General features: G+C 73.6%; 13 protein-coding genes. 5 read left to right on the top strand and 8 right to left on the bottom strand.

What is annotated here, in order from left to right:
* Positions 1-350: 350 nt before the first annotated feature.
* Positions 351-1,013: a response regulator gene (locus AB0L25_RS09350; protein WP_500170245.1), complete on the bottom strand. Its 663-nt coding sequence runs from the start codon at positions 1,011-1,013 to the stop codon at positions 351-353.
* Positions 992-2,314 (bottom strand): sensor histidine kinase, encoded by a 1,323-nt coding sequence (locus AB0L25_RS09345; RefSeq protein ID WP_500170244.1) that lies wholly within the window; start codon positions 2,312-2,314, stop codon positions 992-994. Before AB0L25_RS09345 ends, AB0L25_RS09350 begins: the two co-directional genes overlap by 22 nt.
* A gap of 131 nt (positions 2,315-2,445) precedes the next feature.
* Between AB0L25_RS09345 and AB0L25_RS09340 the strand changes: the two genes are divergently transcribed.
* From AB0L25_RS09340 to AB0L25_RS09330, 3 genes are all read left to right on the top strand, one after another.
* On the top strand, positions 2,446-3,201 hold the full coding sequence (locus tag AB0L25_RS09340) for an ABC transporter ATP-binding protein (protein WP_500170242.1): 756 nt from the start codon (positions 2,446-2,448) through the stop codon (positions 3,199-3,201).
* Entirely contained in the window at positions 3,195-5,138 is a 1,944-nt protein-coding gene (locus AB0L25_RS09335; protein ID WP_500170240.1) for an FtsX-like permease family protein, read from the top strand. Before AB0L25_RS09340 ends, AB0L25_RS09335 begins: the two co-directional genes overlap by 7 nt.
* Positions 5,139-5,849: 711 nt before the next feature.
* Complete coding sequence (locus AB0L25_RS09330) at positions 5,850-6,125, top strand: hypothetical protein (protein WP_500170238.1); 276 nt, start codon at positions 5,850-5,852, stop codon at positions 6,123-6,125.
* 375 nt (positions 6,126-6,500) lie between these two features.
* On the opposite strand, the gene AB0L25_RS09325 is transcribed toward AB0L25_RS09330, so the two are convergent.
* The 3 genes from AB0L25_RS09325 to AB0L25_RS09315 all read right to left on the bottom strand — a co-directional run bounded on the left by AB0L25_RS09325 (position 6,501) and on the right by AB0L25_RS09315 (position 10,556).
* Positions 6,501-7,328 carry an ABC transporter permease gene (locus tag AB0L25_RS09325; protein WP_500170236.1) on the bottom strand — a complete coding sequence of 276 codons (828 nt, stop codon included), beginning with the start codon at positions 7,326-7,328 and terminating at the stop codon, positions 6,501-6,503.
* On the bottom strand, positions 7,325-9,808 hold the full coding sequence (locus AB0L25_RS09320) for an alpha/beta fold hydrolase (RefSeq protein ID WP_500170235.1): 2,484 nt from the start codon (positions 9,806-9,808) through the stop codon (positions 7,325-7,327). The genes AB0L25_RS09325 and AB0L25_RS09320 overlap by 4 nt, the downstream gene beginning before the upstream one ends.
* Positions 9,809-9,923: 115 nt before the next feature.
* Positions 9,924-10,556 (bottom strand): TetR/AcrR family transcriptional regulator, encoded by a 633-nt coding sequence (locus AB0L25_RS09315; protein WP_500170233.1) that lies wholly within the window; start codon positions 10,554-10,556, stop codon positions 9,924-9,926.
* Between the two features lie 87 nt (positions 10,557-10,643).
* On the opposite strand from AB0L25_RS09315, the gene AB0L25_RS09310 reads away from it, so the two are divergent.
* Both AB0L25_RS09310 and AB0L25_RS09305 read left to right on the top strand, forming a co-directional pair.
* Entirely contained in the window at positions 10,644-13,241 is a 2,598-nt protein-coding gene (locus tag AB0L25_RS09310; protein WP_500170231.1) for an MFS transporter, read from the top strand.
* Between the two features lie 47 nt (positions 13,242-13,288).
* Complete coding sequence (locus tag AB0L25_RS09305; protein ID WP_500170229.1) at positions 13,289-14,116, top strand: YceI family protein; 828 nt, start codon at positions 13,289-13,291, stop codon at positions 14,114-14,116.
* Here AB0L25_RS09305 and AB0L25_RS09300 read toward each other — a convergent pair.
* The 3 genes from AB0L25_RS09300 to AB0L25_RS09290 all read right to left on the bottom strand — a co-directional run bounded on the left by AB0L25_RS09300 (position 14,113) and on the right by AB0L25_RS09290 (position 18,530).
* Entirely contained in the window at positions 14,113-14,844 is a 732-nt protein-coding gene (locus AB0L25_RS09300; protein WP_500170227.1) for a SecDF P1 head subdomain-containing protein, read from the bottom strand. The genes AB0L25_RS09305 and AB0L25_RS09300 overlap by 4 nt on opposite strands.
* Positions 14,845-15,634: 790 nt before the next feature.
* Positions 15,635-16,696, bottom strand: a complete 1,062-nt coding sequence (locus AB0L25_RS09295; protein WP_500170225.1) for a 2-oxoacid:ferredoxin oxidoreductase subunit beta — start codon at positions 16,694-16,696, stop codon at positions 15,635-15,637.
* Positions 16,689-18,530, bottom strand: coding sequence for a 2-oxoacid:acceptor oxidoreductase subunit alpha (locus AB0L25_RS09290; protein WP_500170224.1), 1,842 nt, complete (start codon positions 18,528-18,530; stop codon positions 16,689-16,691). The genes AB0L25_RS09295 and AB0L25_RS09290 overlap by 8 nt, the downstream gene beginning before the upstream one ends.
* Between the last annotated feature and the right edge of the window lie 63 nt (positions 18,531-18,593).

Raw genomic sequence — 18,593 nt, 5'->3', positions numbered from 1 at the left:
CGCCTTGGCGTGAAGATCGACGCGGGCCGCCCGACAGCCCGGCAGCCCGACGGCCCGGCAGCCCGACGGCCCGGCAGCCCGACGGCCCGGCAGCCCGACGGCCCGGCAGCCCGGTGGCGTGGCAGCCCGGTGGCGTGGCAGCCCGGGGGCCAGTGGCCCGGCGGCCCGGCGGCCTCACGGCCCGGCGGCGTGGTGGCGCGGCAGCCCGGTGGCGCGGCGGTCCGGGGGCCAGTGGCCCGGCGGCCCGGCTGCCCGGCGGCCCCGCGGTGCGGCGGCCCGGCGGCGCGGCGGCGCGGTGGTTCGGCAGCGCGGTGACGCTGGGGTCTGGCAGGCCAGGTGGTCCCGGGGGGTTAGGCGGCGGTGCTTCGGAGGTAGGTGAGGACGGCGAGGACGCGGCGGTTCGTGTCGTCGGTGAGGGGGAGGTCGAGTTTGCCGAGGATGCTGCCGACGTGCTTGCCGACGGTCACCTCCGCGACCACCAGGCGGCGGGCGATCGCCGTGTTCGAGTGGCCTTCGGCCATGAGCGCGAGGACCTCCCGTTCGCGTGCCGACAGCCGTGCGAGCGGGTCCTCGCTGCGACGCAGCAGTTGCCGGACGACCGAAGGGTCGACGACCGTGCCGCCGTCGACGACCCGGCGCAGCGCGGCCGCGAACTCCTGGACGTCCACCACGCGGTCCTTCAGCAGGTAGCCGGCCCGGGCGCCGTCGTGGGAGTCGAGCAGCTCGCTCGCGTAGCTCACCTCCACGTACTGGCTGAGCGCGACGACGGCGAGGCCGGGCCTGGACGCGCGCAGCTCCACGGCGGCGCGCAGGCCCTCGTCGCTGAAGCCGGGCGGCATGCGGATGTCGGTGACGACCAGGTCGGGTTCGTGCGCGGACACCGCGTCGATCAGGGCCCCGGCGTCGCCGACCGCGGCCACGACCTCGAACCCGAACCTGGCGAGCAGGCCCGCGAGCCCCTCCCGCAGCAGGACGCCGTCCTCGGCGAGGACTACCCGGATGGTCGGCTGCAAGGCGACTCCACGCGCAGGACGGTCGGCCCTCCGGCCGGACTGGACAGCAGCATTCTCCCGTCGACGACCGCCACCCGGTCGGCCAGGCCGGTGAGACCGGTCCCCAGGGCGGGGTCGGCGCCGCCGCACCCGTCGTCCTCGACTTCGAGGACGAGCATGCCGTCCCGGATCCGGACGGTGACCGAGGCGCGCGTCGCGCGGCTGTGCTTGGCCACGTTGGCCAGTGCCTCGGCGGCCACGAAGTACGCGGTTCCCTCCTCGTGCGGCGCGAGCCGTCCGGGCAGGTCGGCCCGGACCGTCACCGGCACCGGGGAGCGGTCGGCGAGCTCCCGCAGGGCCGCGGGGAGGCCGCGATCCGTCAGGACCCGGGGGTGGATGCCGCGGATGAGCTCCCGGAGTTCGCCCATCAGCAGCTTGGCGTGCTCGTGCGCCTCCGCGACGCTCCGCCCGGCGTCGGAGTCGGGCGGGATGTCGACGCGGGCCAGGCCGAGCTGCAGCGTCAGGCCGAGGAGCCGCTGCTGCGCGCCGTCGTGCAGGTCGCGCTCGATGCGGCGGCGCTCGGCCTCGAACGCGTCCACGAGACGGGCGCGCGACCGCGCCACCTCGACGAGTTCGGCCCGCAGCCGCTCGTCGCGGTCGCGCCCGAGCAGCGCGCGCGCCACCGCGCCGTGCGCGCCCGCGAGGAGAGCGGCCAGGTACGGGAGGGCCGCCAGGAGGACGGCGCCGAGCAGCGCGTACGGGATCGCGCCGGTGGGCGTGGCGACCTCGGCCACGCCCAGCGCGACCGGCTGCCCGGCCCCGCGGGCCAGCAGCGGGCTGAGCACCAGGCCCGCGACGACCAGGGCGAACACCAGGAACGCCCCGTACAGGACGGGCACCACGGTCACCAGCAGGAACGCGTAGCCCATCTCCCGCCAGACCGCCGCGTCGCCGTACCGCACGGGCGACCACGGCCAGACGTCCGCGGCCGCCGCCCCCGTCGCGCGTGGGCGGACGGGACGGGAGTCGACCAGCCGGAGACGCCGGCGCTCGACCTCGGCGAGCGGCAGCGCCACCAGCGGGCCGATCCCCGCGACGAGCAGGACGCCGAGCGCGCCCAGCAGCAGCCGCGCGCCCACGCCGTGCGGCGACGAGAGCGCCTCCGCCCAGGGCAGCGCGAACAGCCCGAAGGGCACGGCCGCCGCGAGCACGGGGATCGGCGTCGTGAGCAGATACCCCGCGCAGCGCCACGGCCACCGCGTGAGCAGGAACCGGCGTCTCGTCGCCGACTCCAGCGCGGTACGGGGTTCGGCGGCGGTCATGGCACCCAAGCTAGCCAGCGGACGGCCGACCTGGAGGTATGCCTACCCATACCTTCAAGTTGGTGGCTGGACATGATCCGGCGCCCATGCCCCCGGTGGTTCCTTGGATTGCGGAAGCGAGGGGGATGACAATGTCGATCACACCGATGGCCGGGGTCCCGGCGTCCGAACTGCGCGCGGTGGTCCGGGATCACGGAGGCGGCAACGCGCGGGTCCGCGCCCTCGACGGGGTCAGCATGGCGTTCCCCGTCGGCTCCTGGACGGCCGTCATGGGCCCGTCCGGTTCCGGGAAGTCCACGCTGCTGCACTGCGCCGCCGGGCTCGACCGGGTGGACGGCGGGCAGGTGTACCTCGCCGGGCAGGACATCACCTGGGCGCCCGACCACGTGCTCACCGGGCTGCGCCGCCGCACCATGGGATTCGTCTTCCAGAGCTTCAACCTGATCGGCTCGCTGACCGCCGAGCAGAACGTGGCGCTCCCGCTGAAACTCGCGGGGCTCCGGGTGTCCCGCGCGGACGTCCGCGCGGTGCTCGCCTCGGTCGGCCTCGGCGACCGGCTGAGACACAGACCCCGCGAACTGTCCGGCGGTCAGCAGCAGCGGGTGGCGATCGCCCGCGCCATGGTCACCAGACCCGCCGTCCTGTTCGCCGACGAGCCCACCGGTGCGCTCGACTCCGCGTCCGCCCGCACCGTCCTGGCCCTGCTCCGCCGGATGGTCGACCAGGACGGTCAGACCGTCGCGATGGTCACCCATGACCCGGCGGCCGCCGCCCACGCCGACGCGGTGGTGTTCCTGTCCGACGGCCGGCTCGTCGACCGGCTCGACCGCCCGACCGCCCGCGACGTCGCCGAACGGTTGGCCCTGCTGGAGGCGGCGCCGTGCTGACCGTGTCCCTGCACACCTTCCGCGAGCACCGCCGGCTGTTCGCCGGGGCGGTCACCGCCGTCGCGCTCGGGGTGGCGCTCGTCCAGGCGTCCCTCCTCGTGATGATCTCCGCCGACCGGGCGCCGCTCCCGCCCGGCCTCACGGGCCGCGCCCGGGAGGAGCTCCGCGAGGACTACGCCGGAGCCGCCACCGTCCTCGGCATGACGCTGATGCTGGCGACCTTCCTGACGATCTTCATCGTCAGCTCGACTTTCGCCTTCACGGTGGCGCAGCGCCGACGCGAACTCGCCCTGCTCCGCCTCCTCGGCGGCGGCCGCGCCGGGCTGGTCGCGCTGCTGCTCGGCGAGGCGCTCCTGCTCGGCACGGTCGGCACGGCCATCGGGATCATCGTCGGCATCCCGGCGATGTGGCTGCAGGCCCTGCTGATGATCCGTCTCGGCTTCCTGCCGGACGGCTTCTCGCCCGGCTGGGACGCGGGCGTCCTCTTCGTGTCACCCTGCATCGGGATCGGCGTGTCCCTCGTCGGGGTGCTCGCCGCCGCCCGCCGCGCCGCCAAGGTCCGTCCGCTCGACGCCATGCGCGACGTCGGCGCCGCCGCCCGGGTGATGACCCCGGCGCGCTGGCTCTCCGGGGTCTCATGCCTCGCCCTCACCATCTGGATGGTGACGCTCGCCCAGTCCGCCGACCTGCTCGGCGCCCTCCTGCTGGGCATCGGCATCTGCATCATGGGCTCGGTGGCGCTCAGCGCGCTCAGCCCCCTCGTCGTGCCGCTCACCGGCCGCGCCCTCGGCCTCCTCCTGCGCCGCACCACCCTCGGCGAACTCGCCCAGGCCGAACTCCGCGACGGCGTGCGGCGCAGCGCCTCCACCGCCGCCCCGCTCATCGTGCTCGTCGCCCTCCTCGTCGGGCTCACCGGCACACTGGGCTCGCTCGCGCTCATGGCGGGCGAGGAGCAGCGCCGCCTGGTCAACGGCCACCTGGTGGTCACCTCCACGGGCGCCGACGCCGAACGCATCGCGTCCGTCCCCGGCGTCGCCGTCGCGTCCACCGAACTGTCCGTCGAGATCAGCGTGCGCGCCCGCCACCACAGGCAGGGCAGATCGTCCGGCCGCACCCACTACGGCGGGATCATCGCCGTCGACGCCACCGCCTACCGCCGCACCCACCACCTGCAACCCCACGCGGGCTCGCTGCGCCGCCTCCACGGCCGCACCATCGCCGTCGGCCCCGGCCTGGCCGCCGAAGGGATCCGCGTCGGCTCCACCGCCACGGCCGCGATCGACGGCCGCAAAGTGCGCGTGAAGGTCGTCGCCGCACTGGCCCCCACCCTGGAGAACTACTCCGAACGCTTCCTGATCCCGAGAGACCTCATCCCTCCGGACGCCCGCGCCGCCGCCCCGGCCCGGACGGTCGTCCGGACGGCGCCCGGCGTCGCCCCGTCCACGGTGGCGAGCGCCCTCCGCAAGGCGGGCATCGGCGAAGTCGAGACCGTCGCCCAGTGGGCCGACGGCAGAGCCGCGGCCCAGCAGCGCATGAACATCGGCATCCTCGCCGTCCTCATGGGCATGGCGGGCGGCTACGCCGCCGTCGCGGTCGTCAACGCCGTCGTCATCGCCGGAAGCGAGCGCCGCACCGAGTTCGCCGCGGCCCGCGTCGCCGGACTGACCCGCGGCCAGGTCGTCCGCGCCGCCCTGATCGAGTCCTGGGCGGTCACCGCGATCGGCCTCGCCCTCGGCTGCACCGTGGCGGCGGGAGCCCTGTCCGGCATGCTCGCCGCGTCCCTGCGCGCCGTCGACCGCCCCCTGGTCGCCGTCCCCTGGACCCTCCTCGCCGCCATCACCCTCGCCTCCTTCGCCGTGACGAGCCTCGCCTCCGTCTGGACCACCCGCGCCGCCACCAAACCCACCCCGATCACTCAGTTGGGAGCCCGCGAATGAAGCCCGAGCACGCAGAACTCCCCTCCCGCCTCCGCCACGCCGCCCACCGCACCCGCGGGCCTGCGGTCTGCACGGTCAGCGTGCGGCCACTTGGCCCGGAGGCGCGGGTGCATGAGGCCGCCGCGCCGCCGATGGTGGGCCGTCGCCGTCCAGCGCCCGGGCCCCGCGTCTGATGCCCTGGGGAGTGCCGTCGGCGTCAGCTTCCAGGGGCGTCCGCCGCTGGGGCAGCCCCCCGGCGGCCTGGTCGCTGCAGCCGCCGCCCCAGCGGTGGAGCACCGCCGGCATGAGCGGCGCCTCGGGGGCCGGTCACTGGTGTCGGCGCAGGCATGCGCTGAATTGGGGTCCGGGACTGGGGCGGGACTGTCGACGGACTCTTTCGGTGCCGGTGCCGGTGCCGGTGCCAGTGTCGGTGCTTGTGCCGGTGCCGATGGCGCGGCCGTCTGGTGATGCCGCGAGAGTTTGGTGGGGTCGTGTTTGGTCAGCCGGGGGTGGAGACGGGCCGCGGCCGAAGGTGCCGTCGATGCTGCCGGTCACGAGGGTGGGGTGTCTGGGGTGATGCGGTCGTTCGGGGGCTCGTCTGTTCGGGGGGCTCTGGTGTCGGGAATTGTGGTGTCGGGGGTTGTGGGTTTCCAGGTTGGGATTGTGGGGGTGGGGGGAGGTGGGGAGAATCGGTGTATGGGTCTGGGTTTGGCGCCTCATACGGTCGTCCTCATGGTCGTCACCGCGCTCGCCGTGGTCGGTGGGCTGGTCTACGCGATGCGGCAGGAGGAGGCCGACCGGCGGGCGTGGCGGCGGGTCTCCGACGAGGTGGGGGAGATGGGGCTGCCCGAGATACGGCGGCTGATGCGGCAGGGGCTCGTGGCGCCGAGCCCGCAGTTCTGGCAGGTGATCGAGGACGGGCTCGTCCGGTTCCGGCCGAGCGACCGGGACGAGGAAGTGCAGCGGCAGCGGTTGCTGCAGGAGGTTCGACTTCGGCTCATGCCCTGAAAGATCGGGCTGTTTCCCGAGAAAAAGAAAGGACCTCCCGGAAGGGAGGTCCTTTGTGATTTCGGAAGTTCATCAGTACGGCAGGAGGCGGCCGGACGGCGTCCTGAGGTCGGGCTGGCTCGGTTGACGTGGAGGCTTGGGGCGTTTGATGAGCTGCTGCCGTGCCATGGTGATCATCTCCCCCGTAGGGCGAGATTTAACCCGCCCGTCGAGCTGATGCCGCATTCACCTCGTACGACGCGGGCCGCGCGTGCGAGGTTCGGCGAGTGTATGCGACCACCTCTGCCCGTTCGACCGATTTTGCGGAAGTCCTCATTGCGGAGAGTGGTCGTGAAATAGCGGAGAGTGATTCGAGTGTGGCCGGACTCGGCCAGTTCAGGAGACGATGTCGCGGTTGCGGAAGCGGCGGAATGCGAGGGCGAACAGGACGGCGGCGTACGACACCGAGAGCGCGGTGCCCTTCGCCATGCCCGTCCATTCGATGTCGGGCTGGAGCGCGTCCATCCACGCGTACATCCAGTGGGTCGGCAGGAAGTCGCGGAGCGAGCCCAGGGCGGTGACGGCGTCCAGGATGTTGCTGACGATGACGAGCCCGACGGCGCCGCCGACCGCGCCGAGCGGGGAGTCGGTCGTCACCGAGAGCAGGAAGGCGAGCGCGGCCACGACGAGCTGGGCGATCAGCGAGTACCCGACGATGATCGCCATGCGCTGGAGCGCGGTGCCGACCGGGACGCTGCCGCCCGTGGGGAGTTCGACGTCGCCCCAGCCGAACGCGACGGTGCCCGCGACCAGCGACATCAGCGGCAGCGACAGGACGGCGACGACCGCGTAGCCGAGCGCGACGATCAGCTTCTGCCGCAGCAGCCGGCCGCGCGGGACGGGCGCGGCGAGCAGGTAGCGCAGGGACGACCAGCCCGCCTCGCTCGCCACGGTGTCGCCGCAGAACAGCGCGACCGCGACGACGAGCAGGAACCCGGTCGAGACGAACAGGGCGAAGAGCGCGAAGTTCAGCGCGCTCGCGGTCGCGACGTCCACCAGGCTCGGGACGCCGTCCGGACCGGGATCGCCGCCGATCTTGAACGCGGCCACGAGCACCCAGGGCAGGACGAGCAGGACGGCGAACGCGAACATCGTGCGGCGGCGGCGGAACTGCCGGACGGTCTCGACACCGAGCGGCAGCGTCCGGTTGACCTGGTACGTCACGTTCCCTCCCCGATCAGTTCGAGGAAGGCGTCCTCGAGGCGGCGGCCCGACCCGACGATCTCGGCGACGGGGCCCGCGGTGACGCGCCGTCCGCCCGCCATGACGACGGCGTGCGTGCACGTCTGCTCGACCTCGGCGAGCAGGTGGCTGGAGACGATCACCGTGCGCCCGGCCGCGGCGTAGCGGACGAGCACGTCGCGCATCTCGCGGATCTGCGGCGGGTCGAGGCCGTTGGTGGGTTCGTCGAGGACGAGCAGGTCGGGGAGGCCGAGCATGGCCTGGGCGATCGCGAGCCGCTGCCGCATGCCCTGCGAGTACGTGCGGACGGCGCGGTCGAGGGCCGGGCCGAGCGCGGCGATCTCGAGCGCCTCGTCCATGTGCGCCTCGGCGCGGGGACGTCCGGTGGCGCGCCAGTACAGGTCGAGGTTGTCGCGGCCGGACAGGTGCGGCAGGAAGCCGGGGCCCTCGACGAACGAGCCGAGCCGGGCGAGGACGGGCGCGCCGGGGGTGACGCGCTGCCCGAAGATGCGGATCTCGCCCGCGTCGGGGTGGATCAGGCCCATCAGCATGCGGAGGGTCGTGGTCTTCCCGGCGCCGTTCGGCCCGAGCAGGCCGAGGACCTGGCCCTTCTCGACGCGGAAGGAGAGGTCGGCGACGGCGAGATGCCCGTTTTTGTACTTCTTCGTCAGCCCGATGATCTCCAGTGGGACGTCGCCGTCCCCGGCGTCGGCGGGCGTGCGGCGCCGGACGAGGAGGCCCGCGGCGACGGCCAGGGCGGCGAGGGGGAGCGCCCAGACCCAGACGGGCGGCGGGCTGGTCGCGGTCGACAGCGCCGGGACGGTCGGGACGGTGAGCGGCGAGGACGCCCGCACCTTGAAGGACGCGGCCTCGGGCGGGGTCGCGAACCCCATGTCGGTGGTCGAGACGACGAGCCGGAGCCGGTGGCCGCGGTCGAACCGGTGGTCCATCCCGGGGAGCGTGACGGTGACGTCCTCGCCGTCCGGGGCGCGGAACGGCGCGGCGAGGCGGCGTGCGGGGGTCGCGCGGCCGTCCGGTGCGACGTCGTAGAGCTTGGCGAACAGCGGCACGCCGTCGCCCTCGCCCTCGCCCTCGCTCACCCGGAGCCGGACGGACGCGGCGCCGGTGAGGTGCACGGGACGGTCCAGCGGTGCGGTGTCGAACGTCGCGGACTGGCCCGGCGGGTCGGTGAGCCCGCCGCCGCCGAGGGCGCCGAGGTCGAGCCCGCCGCCGAGCGAGCCGATGCCGGGCAGGGCGGAGATGCCGGTGGGGACGCCGCCCGCGGGGCGGTGGATCGTCTGCTCGCGGCCTTCGAGGGGGAGGGCGCGGGGCGCGCCCGCCAGGCCCGGGTAGTCGGGCGCGGCGGCCTCCTCGACCACGACCTCCCCGGTGGACGAGTCGAGCCCGCCGGAGCGCGTGACCGTGAAGCCGGGGAGTTCGATGCCCCGGGCGCCCTTGAGGTGCGCGTCGAAGAAGTCGCGGACGAGGCCCCGGACGCGTTCGGTCTCCTCCGGGCCGCCGTCGTGGCCGCCCCGGTACCAGACGACGGAGACGGGCGCGCCGTTGCGGGTGATGGCGCGGGCGTTCGCGTCGGCGTGCGACAGCGGGAACAGCGAGTCGGACTGCCCCTGGACGAGCAGGGTGGGGACGTCGATGCGGTCGGCGACCGCGGACGGGCTGGAGCGCCGCAGGGTCGCGACGGCCTCGTCGGTGGGCCGTCCGGTCTCGGCGACCTCCTCGAACATCGCGCAGAGGGACGGCAGGAACCGGCCGCAGGCCGTCCCGCCGGCGCCGTTGGCGAAGAACAGCCCGGCCCACAGCTTCTTGTAGACGCCGTTCGCGGGGCCTTCGCCGGACGCGTCGGGGAACAGCGCGTCGTCGAGGCCGTGCCAGGTGATCTGGGGGGCGATGGCGTCGACGCGGTCGTCGTACGCGGCGGTGAGCAGGGAGATCGCGCCGCCGTAGGACGGTCCGGCGACGCCGATGCGCGGGTCGCCGGGGCCGTCGAGCCGGACCTCGGGGCGGGCCGCGAGCCAGTCGACGAGCCGCCGCGCGTCTTTGACCTCGTAGTCGGGCGAGTTGAGGGCGATCTCTCCGGTGGACTCGCCGAACCCGCGCGCCGACCAGGTGAGGACGGCGTACCCTTCCTCAGCGAGGGCGCGGGCTTCACCCGCCATGTCCCGTTTGGTGCCGCCGAATCCGTGCGCCAGCATGATCGCGGGGACGCGGCGGGCGTTCTCGGGCGCGTAGAACGAGACGTCCAGGGTGACGCGCTGGTCGTCGCGGGGGCCGTCCAGGACGGCGACGCGCCGTTCGAGGACGCGCACGTCCGGTGCGGTGTCGGCGGTGACGCCCCAGAGGGCGCCCGTGCCGGCGAGCGCGAGCGCGGCCCCCGCCGCCGTCCAGCGCGCGGCCCGTCCCGTTCCGTTCCAGCGCTCGCGGACCCGTCCCCCCAGCCTCATGTCGGCAACCCTATGGGCGCGGGACCGCCGCGCGCTCCGCCCGGCGGCCGATCCGCGCTGCGCCCGCCGCGGTACGCGGCCGTCCGCCCGTACGCCTCCGGGACGATCGCGGCGGTCAGGGGGCGAGGGCGGCGGTGAACATGGCGGTGAGGCGGTCGGTGAGTTCGTCCGGGTCGGCCTCGCGGAGGTCGTTGAGGCCGAAGAGCCGCCGGACGGGCCCACCGCCCATGAGGATCGTGGACGCGAGCAGCGCGCGCGCACGCGGGTTGGGCCCGTCGAGTTGCGCGACCATCGGTTCGACGATGGCGTCCTCGAGGTAGCGCAGGAGGCTCTGCTTGACCTCGGGATGCCCGGCGGAGCGGTCGAGGAGCCGCGACACCGACGTGACCGAGCGGTGTTCGACCTGGTGGGCGAAGTATTCGGCGAGCCGCCGGGGGAGGCCCTCGGGGCCGCCGGCGATGACGCCGCGCAGCACCGACTCCCCGGAGAGGACCTCGGCGAACAGGTCGGCCTTCGAGCCGAAGTAGCGGTGGACGAGCGCGGTGTTCGCGTCCGCCTCGGCGGCGATCATCCGGATGGTGACGCCGCCGTAGCCGTGCTGGCCGAACAGGTCGCGGGCGGCGTCCAGGATGCGCCGCCGGGTGGCCTCCCGGTCGCGCTTGCGGACGGCCGGACGCGCGTCGCCGTCGACCCCCGCGGGGGTGTCGACGTCGACGCCCGCGGGGTCATCGACCTGTATCGCCTCCATCACATCAGTATCCCCCGAGTTGCAAGTAAACATCCGTCTACATAGGATACATGCTAAGCACAGATAATTGAGTTCGATGGGGGCAGAGTGGTTCGAGGGAGCGCGGCTACGGCCGAGCCTGAGCAAGAGATCCCGCAGTACACGCACCGTCAGGTCCTGAAGATCCTGTCCGGCCTGATGATGGCGATGCTGACCGCGATGATCTCCACGTCGGTCATCAGCACCGCGCTGCCGACGATCGTCGGCGACCTCGGCGGCCAGGACAAGCTCGCCTGGGTGGCCAGCGCCGCGCTGCTGACGATGACCGCCTCGACGCCGCTGTGGGGCAAGCTGTCGGACGTCTTCGGCCGCAAGCTCATCTTCCAGACGGCGCTGCTGATCTTCGTCCTCGCCTCGGTGGGGGCCGGGCTGTCGCAGAACATCGGCCAGCTCATCGTCGCCCGCGGGCTGCAGGGCCTCGGCGTCGGCGGCCTGTCCGCGCTGGCGCAGGTCATCCTCGGGGACGTCGTCGAGCCGCGGCAGCGCGGACGCTACGCCGGGTACATGGGGGCGGTGTTCGGCGTCGCGACGGTCGCCGGGCCGCTGCTCGGCGGGTTCATCGTCGACGCGGGCGCCCTCGGCTGGCGCTGGTGCTTCTACGTGTGCGTCCCGCTCGCGGTCGTCGCGTTCATCGTCATCCAGAAGGTCCTCAAGCTGCCGAAGTCGCGGACCGACACGAGCATCGACGTCTGGGGCGGCATCACGATCACCGGCGCCGCCGCCGCGCTGATGTTCCTGCTGTCGATGGGCGGCGACCAGTTCGCGTGGAACTCCATCTGGACGTACGTGCTGATCGGCGTGACGGTCGTCCTGACCGCCCTCGCGATCGTCGCCGAGCGGTACGCCCGCGACCCGATCCTGCCGCTCCGCCTGTTCCGGGACCGGACGTTCGTGCTGGCGAGCATCGGCCTGCTGTGCATGGCCGTCGCCATGTTCGGCGCGATGATCTACATGCCGCAGTACCTGCAGATCGTCAAGGGGATGAGCCCCACGGTCTCCGGCCTGATGACGCTGCCGCTGGTCATCGGCATGCTGATCACCTCGACCCTCTCCGGCCAGCTCGTCACCCGCACCGGCCGCTACAAGATCTACCCGGTGGTCGGGATGGTGTTCGTCGCGGGCGCCCTGTACCTGCTGTCGCGCCTGCACGTCGACTCGTCCAGGGTCGAGATCGGCGTCGGCCTCGCGCTGCTCGGCGTCGGGCTCGGGCTGACCCTGCAGATCCTGATCCTCGCCGCGCAGAACTCCGCGGCCCGCGCCGACCTGGCGTCCACCACGTCCGGGCTGTCGTTCTTCCGCAACCTGGGCGGCGCGATGGGCGTCGCCGCGTTCGGGTCGATCCTCACCAACCGGCTCGGCGACGAGATGGCCGAGGGCGCGCGCGCCGCGGGCATCGCGCTGCCCGCGGGCGGCGACGGCGGGCTCGGCTCGCCCGACCAGATCGCGGCGCTGCCCGAGCCGATCAAGCACATCGTGCTGACCGCGTTCAACAACGCCATCGAGACCGTCTTCATCATCGGCGTCCCGATCGCCGTCCTCGGCTTCCTCGTCGTCCTCGGGCTCAAGGAGCTGCCGCTGCGCGGCGGACCGGCCGCGCCCGCGCCCACCGCCGCCGGGGGCCCGCAGGACGGCGCGACCGCCGCGGACGCCGTCCGTCCGGTGGTCACGGCGGGCCGGCACGAGCGGACGCCCGCGATCCCGCAGGCGGACCAGGAGCTCGTCGCCGCGGGCGCCGTCCCGTACGGGCACGCGGCGTCGGTCAACGAGATGTCCCACAACGGCTTCGGCTCCCCCTCGGGCGACGGCGCGCCGCGCTCCGCGGGCGACGCCGAGGTCCCCGGCGCGGCCGAGCCGGTCGCCCGGTCGGCGCCGCGCGGCGAACCCGGCGGCGTCCCGGTCCGGGGCGTGGTCCGGACGTCCGACGGCGCGCCCGTCCCGTCCGCCGCGCTCACCCTGATCGGCGTGGACGGTCATCAGCTCGCGCGCGCGCTGACCCTCGCCGACGGACGGTACGCGCTCCCCACGCCCGGACCCGGCACGTACGTGCTGATCGCGGCGACCGGGGAGCACGAGCCGCAGGCCGCGACGCTCGTCGTCGGCGACAAGCCGGTCGAGTTCGACCTCCTCCTGGCGGGCAACGGGGGCCTCGCCGGGACGGTCCGCGGCGCCGACGGGCTCGCGGTGCCGAACGCGATGGTCGTCGTCACCGACGTCCGCGGCGAGGTCGTCGGCACCGGACGGACCGGCCCCGACGGGCGGTACGCGTTCGGCGACATCGTCTCCGGGACCTACACGCTCGCCGTGAGCGCCGCCGCGCACCGGCCCGTCGCCCTGCCCGTCGAGGTCGGCGGCAACGGGCAGACCGTGCAGGACGTCGAGATGCCGCCCGGCGCCCGGGTGCGGGGGACCGTCCGGAACGCGGCGGGCGAGCCCGTCGCGGACGCCCGCGTCACGATCGTCGACGCGGCCGGCAACGTCGTCGCGATGATGATCACCGGACCGGACGGGGAGTACGCGTTCGCCGACCTGACCGGCGGCCAGTACACCGTCATCGCGTCCGGCTACCCGCCGGTGGCCACCGCGCTGTCGCTGTCGGGCGGCGGCCGCGACGAGCACGATGTCACGCTCGGCCACCCGCACGAGTGACCGACACCGCCCGGACGAACCGGGACCAACGAGCACGAGGCTGGTCAATGGACGTGAGTCGAGGTCTGCGCGGCAGCGTGCGGACGAAGGACGGCTGGGCGGTGCGGCACGCGATCGTCACCGTGACCGACCTGGCCGGGAACCAGGTGGCGCGGGAGCGGACCGGGGAGGACGGCGTGCTCGCCGCCGGCCCGCTGCCCGCCGGCACCTACACGGTGATCGTGACGGCGATGGGCTTCCAGCCCGCCGCCGCCACGCTCATCGTGACCGGCTCGGGCACCGCCGACATCGGCAGGATCGCCCTGGCCCGCGCCGGCGGCACCGAGCTGCCGCCGCCCGGCCCGTGGACGATCGACCCCGCGCACTCGAGCGTCGGCGCCGTCGCCCAGCACCTCGGGCTGTCGAGCGTCCGCGGCCGGTTCGGCGTCTTCGAGGGGCGCGTCGACGTCGCCGAACCCGTCGAGGCGTCCCGCGTGACCGCCCGCATCGACGCGTCGTCCATCGACACCGGCAACAAGCTCCGCGACGACCACCTGCGCTCCGCCGACTTCCTCAACGTCGACGAGCACCCGGTCATCGACTACGCCGGCGACCGCGTCACCGCCGCGGGCGCCGACCGCTGGACCGTCCACGGGCGGCTCACCCTCAACGGGCGCACGCAGCCGGTCGACCTCGACCTCGCTTACCTCGGGACGGGCGCCGACCCGTGGGGCGGCGTCCGCGCCGCGTTCCGTGCGACCGCCGAACTCCGCCGCCGCGACTTCGGCATCCGCTACAACGAGCTGCTGGAGGCCGGCATCGCGATGGTCGGCGAGAGCCTCCGCGTCGAGCTGGAGATCCAGGCCGTCCAGGGCACCGAACTCCCGCAGGGCTAGCGGCCCCGCAGGTCCCGCAGGAGCCGCACCGCCGACGCGCGGTCCTCCGCGCCCGTCACGATGATCTTGCCGTCGGTGATCGCCATGTCGACCCGTGGCAGGGTGACGATCTCGTCGCGGACCACGAACGCCAGGTCGCGCCCCACGGTGGAGCGCGTGAGGTCGGCGAACGCGTTCCGGTCCGCGGCCCGCAGCGTCAGCGCCACGTCGTACCCGCCTTGCCGCACCCGCGACCGCTGCACGTGCAGTTCGGACACCTCGTGGATCGCGAGCCCCTGCTCCAGCCGGTAGCACGTGGGCCCGCCCGCCGACTGCCCGGTGACGCCGCGCGTCCCGGGCGGGCACTGCCCCGGCGTCGCCTGCGTCACCGGGTAGATGTGCAGCGGATCGGCCAGCGGCACCGGCCGCGTCCGCATCGACGACGCGATCAGCCCGCCGGTCACCGCCACCGCCGCGATCAGCAGGCCCAGCGTGAGCACCATGACCAGCAGCGCCGACCGGTGCCGGTCGGCGGCCCGCGCCTGCGGCGACACCCGCCGCGCCGGCCCGGGCCGCAGCGCCGCCCGGCTCCGCTTCGCGTCCGCCGCGGCCCGCCGCCGCTCCGCCGCGCGCGCCCGCCGCCGCCCGTCCGCGTCCCCCTTCCGCCCCTCGCGGCGCGGCGGCACCGAGTGCCGCCACGGCTCCTCCGGCCCCGGCCGCCCCCAGCTCTCCTGCCCGAGCGCCTCCACCGGATCCGTCCACGAGTCCTCGCGCCACCCACGCCCGCCCCCGGGGGCGGCACCGAACGGCGCCGCACGCCCAGGCCGCACAGCCGCCCCCGAGCCACTCCCTGCACGCCCGCCGACGTCCCCCGGGAGAGGCGCCCCCGGCCGCGTGTCCCCACCCCGCACACCAGACAGCGGGGCGTCGCCGGGCCGCACGGGCGTCGTCGGACCGTCGTCTGCGCGCGCGCCGACGTCTTGGGGTCGGGCCGGTGCGGGCTGCGTGTCCCCAGCGCGCGCGCCGGACGACGGGGCGTCGCCGGGACGGGTGGGTGCACCTGGGGCGTCGTCCGTGCGCGCGTCGGCGGCCTCGGGGGCGGGGGACACCGGTTGCGTATCGCCTGACCGTGCTTCGACGGGTGGGGCGGACGGGCTGGGCGTGGGGGGTTCGTCCTCGTCGAGGGTGCTTCCGAGGATGCGGACGTTCCGGGGCTCGGGCTCGGGAGCGGCGGGAGTGTCCGGTTCGTCGGGCGAGGAGTCGGTGAGGGGTTGGGTGTCCTGATTGTCCGGGGTGGGGGCGTCGTCCTTCTGGCGTCGACGGTCCTTGTTGCGGCGCGGCACGACCCGCATCGTCACCTCCCCGGGGACATGATCTCTCCAGTGTTCCAGGATGAGACGCCGTCCCGCACCGTGTCGCGTCCGAACCCGGCCGCTGTTCGCTGATCGCTCACCACGTGGAACGGTGCCCGTTTCGCGACGGTTCCATACGCGGAGAACCCGGCCCCGTAAGGCGTGGGGCCGGGTTCTCCGGTGTTCGTCAGTCGATGCGCCAGGTGTCGCCGCTGCCGAGGAGGGCGGCGAGGTCGCCGGCGCCCTGGGTCTCGACGGCCTCGTCGACCTGCTCGCGCATCAGCTCGTCGTAGGACGGGCGGTCGACGTCGCGGAAGATGCCGATCGGGGTGTGCTCGAACGCGGGCGAGTCGAGGCGGGACAGGGCGAACGCGTGGGACGGGTCCGAGGCGTGGGCGTCGTGGACCACGATCTCGGACGGGTCGACGTCGGCGACGTTCACGACCTCGAAGGAGCCGGTCGGGGTGCGCCGGAGGCCCTTCGAGCGGTCGGCGCCGAAGACGATCGGCTCGCCGTGTTCGAGGCGGACGGTGATGTCGTCGCGGACGTCGGCGTCCTTCAGCGGGTCGAAGGCGCCGTCGTTGAAGATGTTGCAGTTCTGGTAGATCTCGACGAGCGCGGTGCCGCGGTGCTGGGCGGCGGCGCGCAGCACCGACTGCAGGTGCTTGCGGTCGGAGTCGATGGTGCGGGCGACGAACGTGCCCTCGGCGCCGACGGCGAGCGAGATCGGGTTGAACGGCGCGTCCAGGGACCCCATCGGCGTCGACTTGGTGATCTTGCCGATCTCGGACGTCGGGGAGTACTGGCCCTTGGTCAGCCCGTAGATCCGGTTGTTGAACAGCAGGATCTTCAGGTTGACGTTGCGGCGCAGCGCGTGGATCAGGTGGTTGCCGCCGATCGACAGCGCGTCGCCGTCGCCCGTCACGACCCAGACCGACAGGTCCGGACGGGAGGTGGCGAGGCCCGTCGCGATCGCGGGGGCGCGGCCGTGGATCGAGTGGAACCCGTAGGTGTTCATGTAGTACGGGAACCGGGACGAGCAGCCGATGCCCGACACGAACGTGATGTTCTCCTTGCGCAGCCCGAGTTCGGGCAGGAAGGACTGGACGGCCGCGAGGATCGCGTAGTCACCGCAGCCGGGGCACCACCGGACCTCCTGGTCGGTCTTGAAGTCCTTCAGCGTCTGCTTGCCGTCGGTCTTCGGAACCAGGGAGAGGGGGCTGCGGCCGTTGCCGTTGACTTCACTCACTGTCGATCACATCCTGGATGACGCCCTGCAGCTCTTCGGCCTTGAAGGGCAGGCCGCGGACCTGGTTGTAGCCGATGACGTCCACGAGGTACCGGCCGCGCAGCAGCAGCGCGAGCTGGCCCAGGTTGATCTCCGGCACGATGACCTTGTCGTAGGAGCGCAGGACCTCGGGCAGGTTCGCGGGGAACGGGTTGAGGTGCCGCAGGTGGGCCTGCGCGACGCGCTGCCCGGTGTCGCGGACGCGGCGGACGCCGGCGGAGATCGCGCCGTACGTGCCGCCCCAGCCGAGGACGAGCACGCGGGCCGCGCCGGACGGGTCGTCCACGGTGAGCGGGGCGATGTCGTTCGCGATGCCGTCGACCTTGGCCTGGCGGAGCCGGACCATCTTGTCGTGGTTCGCCGGGTCGTAGGAGATGTTCCCGGACCCGTCGGCCTTCTCCAGCCCGCCGATCCGGTGCTCCAGCCCGGCGGTGCCGGGGATCGCCCACGGACGGGCGAGGGTCTCCGGGTCCCGCTTGAAGGGCTGGAAGTCGGGGTCGGCGGCCGTCGCGAAGTCGGGCTCGATCTTCGGGAGGCTCGCGACGTCCGGCAGTTTCCACGGCTCGGAGCCGTTCGCGAGGTAACCGTCGGACAGCAGGATGACCGGCGTGCGGTACTTGACGGCGATACGCGCGGCCTCGATCGCGGCGTCGAAGCAGTCGGACGGCGACTGCGGCGCGATGACCGGGACGGGCGCCTCGCCGTTGCGGCCGTGCATGGCCTGCAGGAGGTCGGCCTGCTCGGTCTTGGTGGGCAGCCCGGTGGACGGCCCGGCGCGCTGGACGTCGATGACCAGCAGCGGCAGCTCGGTGGCGACGCCGAGGCCGATCGTCTCGCTCTTCAGCGCGATGCCGGGCCCGGACGTCGTGGTGACGCCGAGGGACCCGCCGAAGGACGCGCCGAGCGCGGCGCCCACGGCCGCGATCTCGTCCTCGGCCTGGAACGTTCTGACGCCGAACCGCTTGTGCTTCGACAGTTCGTGCAGGATGTCGGACGCCGGGGTGATCGGGTACGAGCCGAGGTACACCGGCAGCCCGGACTGGACGCCCGCGGCGACGAGCCCGTACGCGAGCGCGACGTTGCCGGTGATGTTGCGGTACAGGCCGGACTCGTGCTCGGCCGGCTTGATCTCGTACTGGACGGAGAACGCCTCGGTGGTCTCGCCGTAGCTCCAGCCCGCCTGGAAGGCCGCGATGTTGGCCTTCATGATCTCGGGCTTCTTGGCGAACTTGCGCTCCAGGAACGCGAGCGTCCCCTCGGTCGGGCGGTGGTACAGCCACGACAGGAGCCCGAGCGCGAACATGTTCTTCGCGCGTTCGGCGTCCTTCTTGGAGATGTCGAAGTCGGCGAGGGCGGTCACCGTCATCGACGTGAGCGGCAGGGCGTGCACCCGGTACTCGGCGAGCGAGTCGTCCTCGACCGGGTTGGCCGCGTAGCCGACCTTGGCGAGGTTGCGCTTGGTGAACTCGTCGGTGTTGACCAGGACGTCCGCCCCGCGGGGGAGGTCCCCGAGGTTGGCCTTGAGGGCGGCCGGGTTCATGGCGACCAGGACGTCGGGCGCGTCGCCCGGCGTGAGGATGTCGTGGTCGGCGAAGTGCAACTGGAAGCTGGACACGCCGGGGAGGGTCCCGGCGGGGGCGCGGATCTCGGCCGGGAAGTTCGGCAACGTGGAAAGGTCGTTGCCGAACGCGGCCGTCTCCTGGGTGAAGCGGTCGCCGGTCAACTGCATGCCGTCACCGGAGTCCCCGGCGAAGCGGATGATGACGCGGTCGAGCTGCTGGACCTGTTTGGTCACAGAGGAAGACCTCCTCGACGGGCAGCACCCGACCTGGGGGAGGCACCCAGGATCGTGATGCTA

The organism is Spirillospora sp. NPDC052242 (assembly GCF_040679555.1).
Taxonomy (GTDB): domain Bacteria; phylum Actinomycetota; class Actinomycetes; order Streptosporangiales; family Streptosporangiaceae; genus Spirillospora.
The sequence above is the reverse complement of the archived record's forward strand: the minus strand, read 5'-3'. Positions and strand labels throughout refer to the sequence as shown.

Excerpts from the sequence above, each read along its gene's own strand:
- AB0L25_RS09345 (WP_500170244.1), bottom strand. The coding sequence starts at position 2,314 with ATGACCGCCGCCGAACCCCGTACCGCGCTGGAGTCGGCGACGAGACGC.
- AB0L25_RS09340 (WP_500170242.1), top strand. The coding sequence starts at position 2,446 with ATGTCGATCACACCGATGGCCGGGGTCCCGGCGTCCGAACTGCGCGCG.
- AB0L25_RS09330 (WP_500170238.1), top strand. The coding sequence starts at position 5,850 with ATGGTCGTCACCGCGCTCGCCGTGGTCGGTGGGCTGGTCTACGCGATG.
- AB0L25_RS09320 (WP_500170235.1), bottom strand. The coding sequence starts at position 9,808 with ATGAGGCTGGGGGGACGGGTCCGCGAGCGCTGGAACGGAACGGGACGG.
- AB0L25_RS09315 (WP_500170233.1), bottom strand. The coding sequence starts at position 10,556 with ATGGAGGCGATACAGGTCGATGACCCCGCGGGCGTCGACGTCGACACC.
- AB0L25_RS09305 (WP_500170229.1), top strand. The coding sequence starts at position 13,289 with ATGGACGTGAGTCGAGGTCTGCGCGGCAGCGTGCGGACGAAGGACGGC.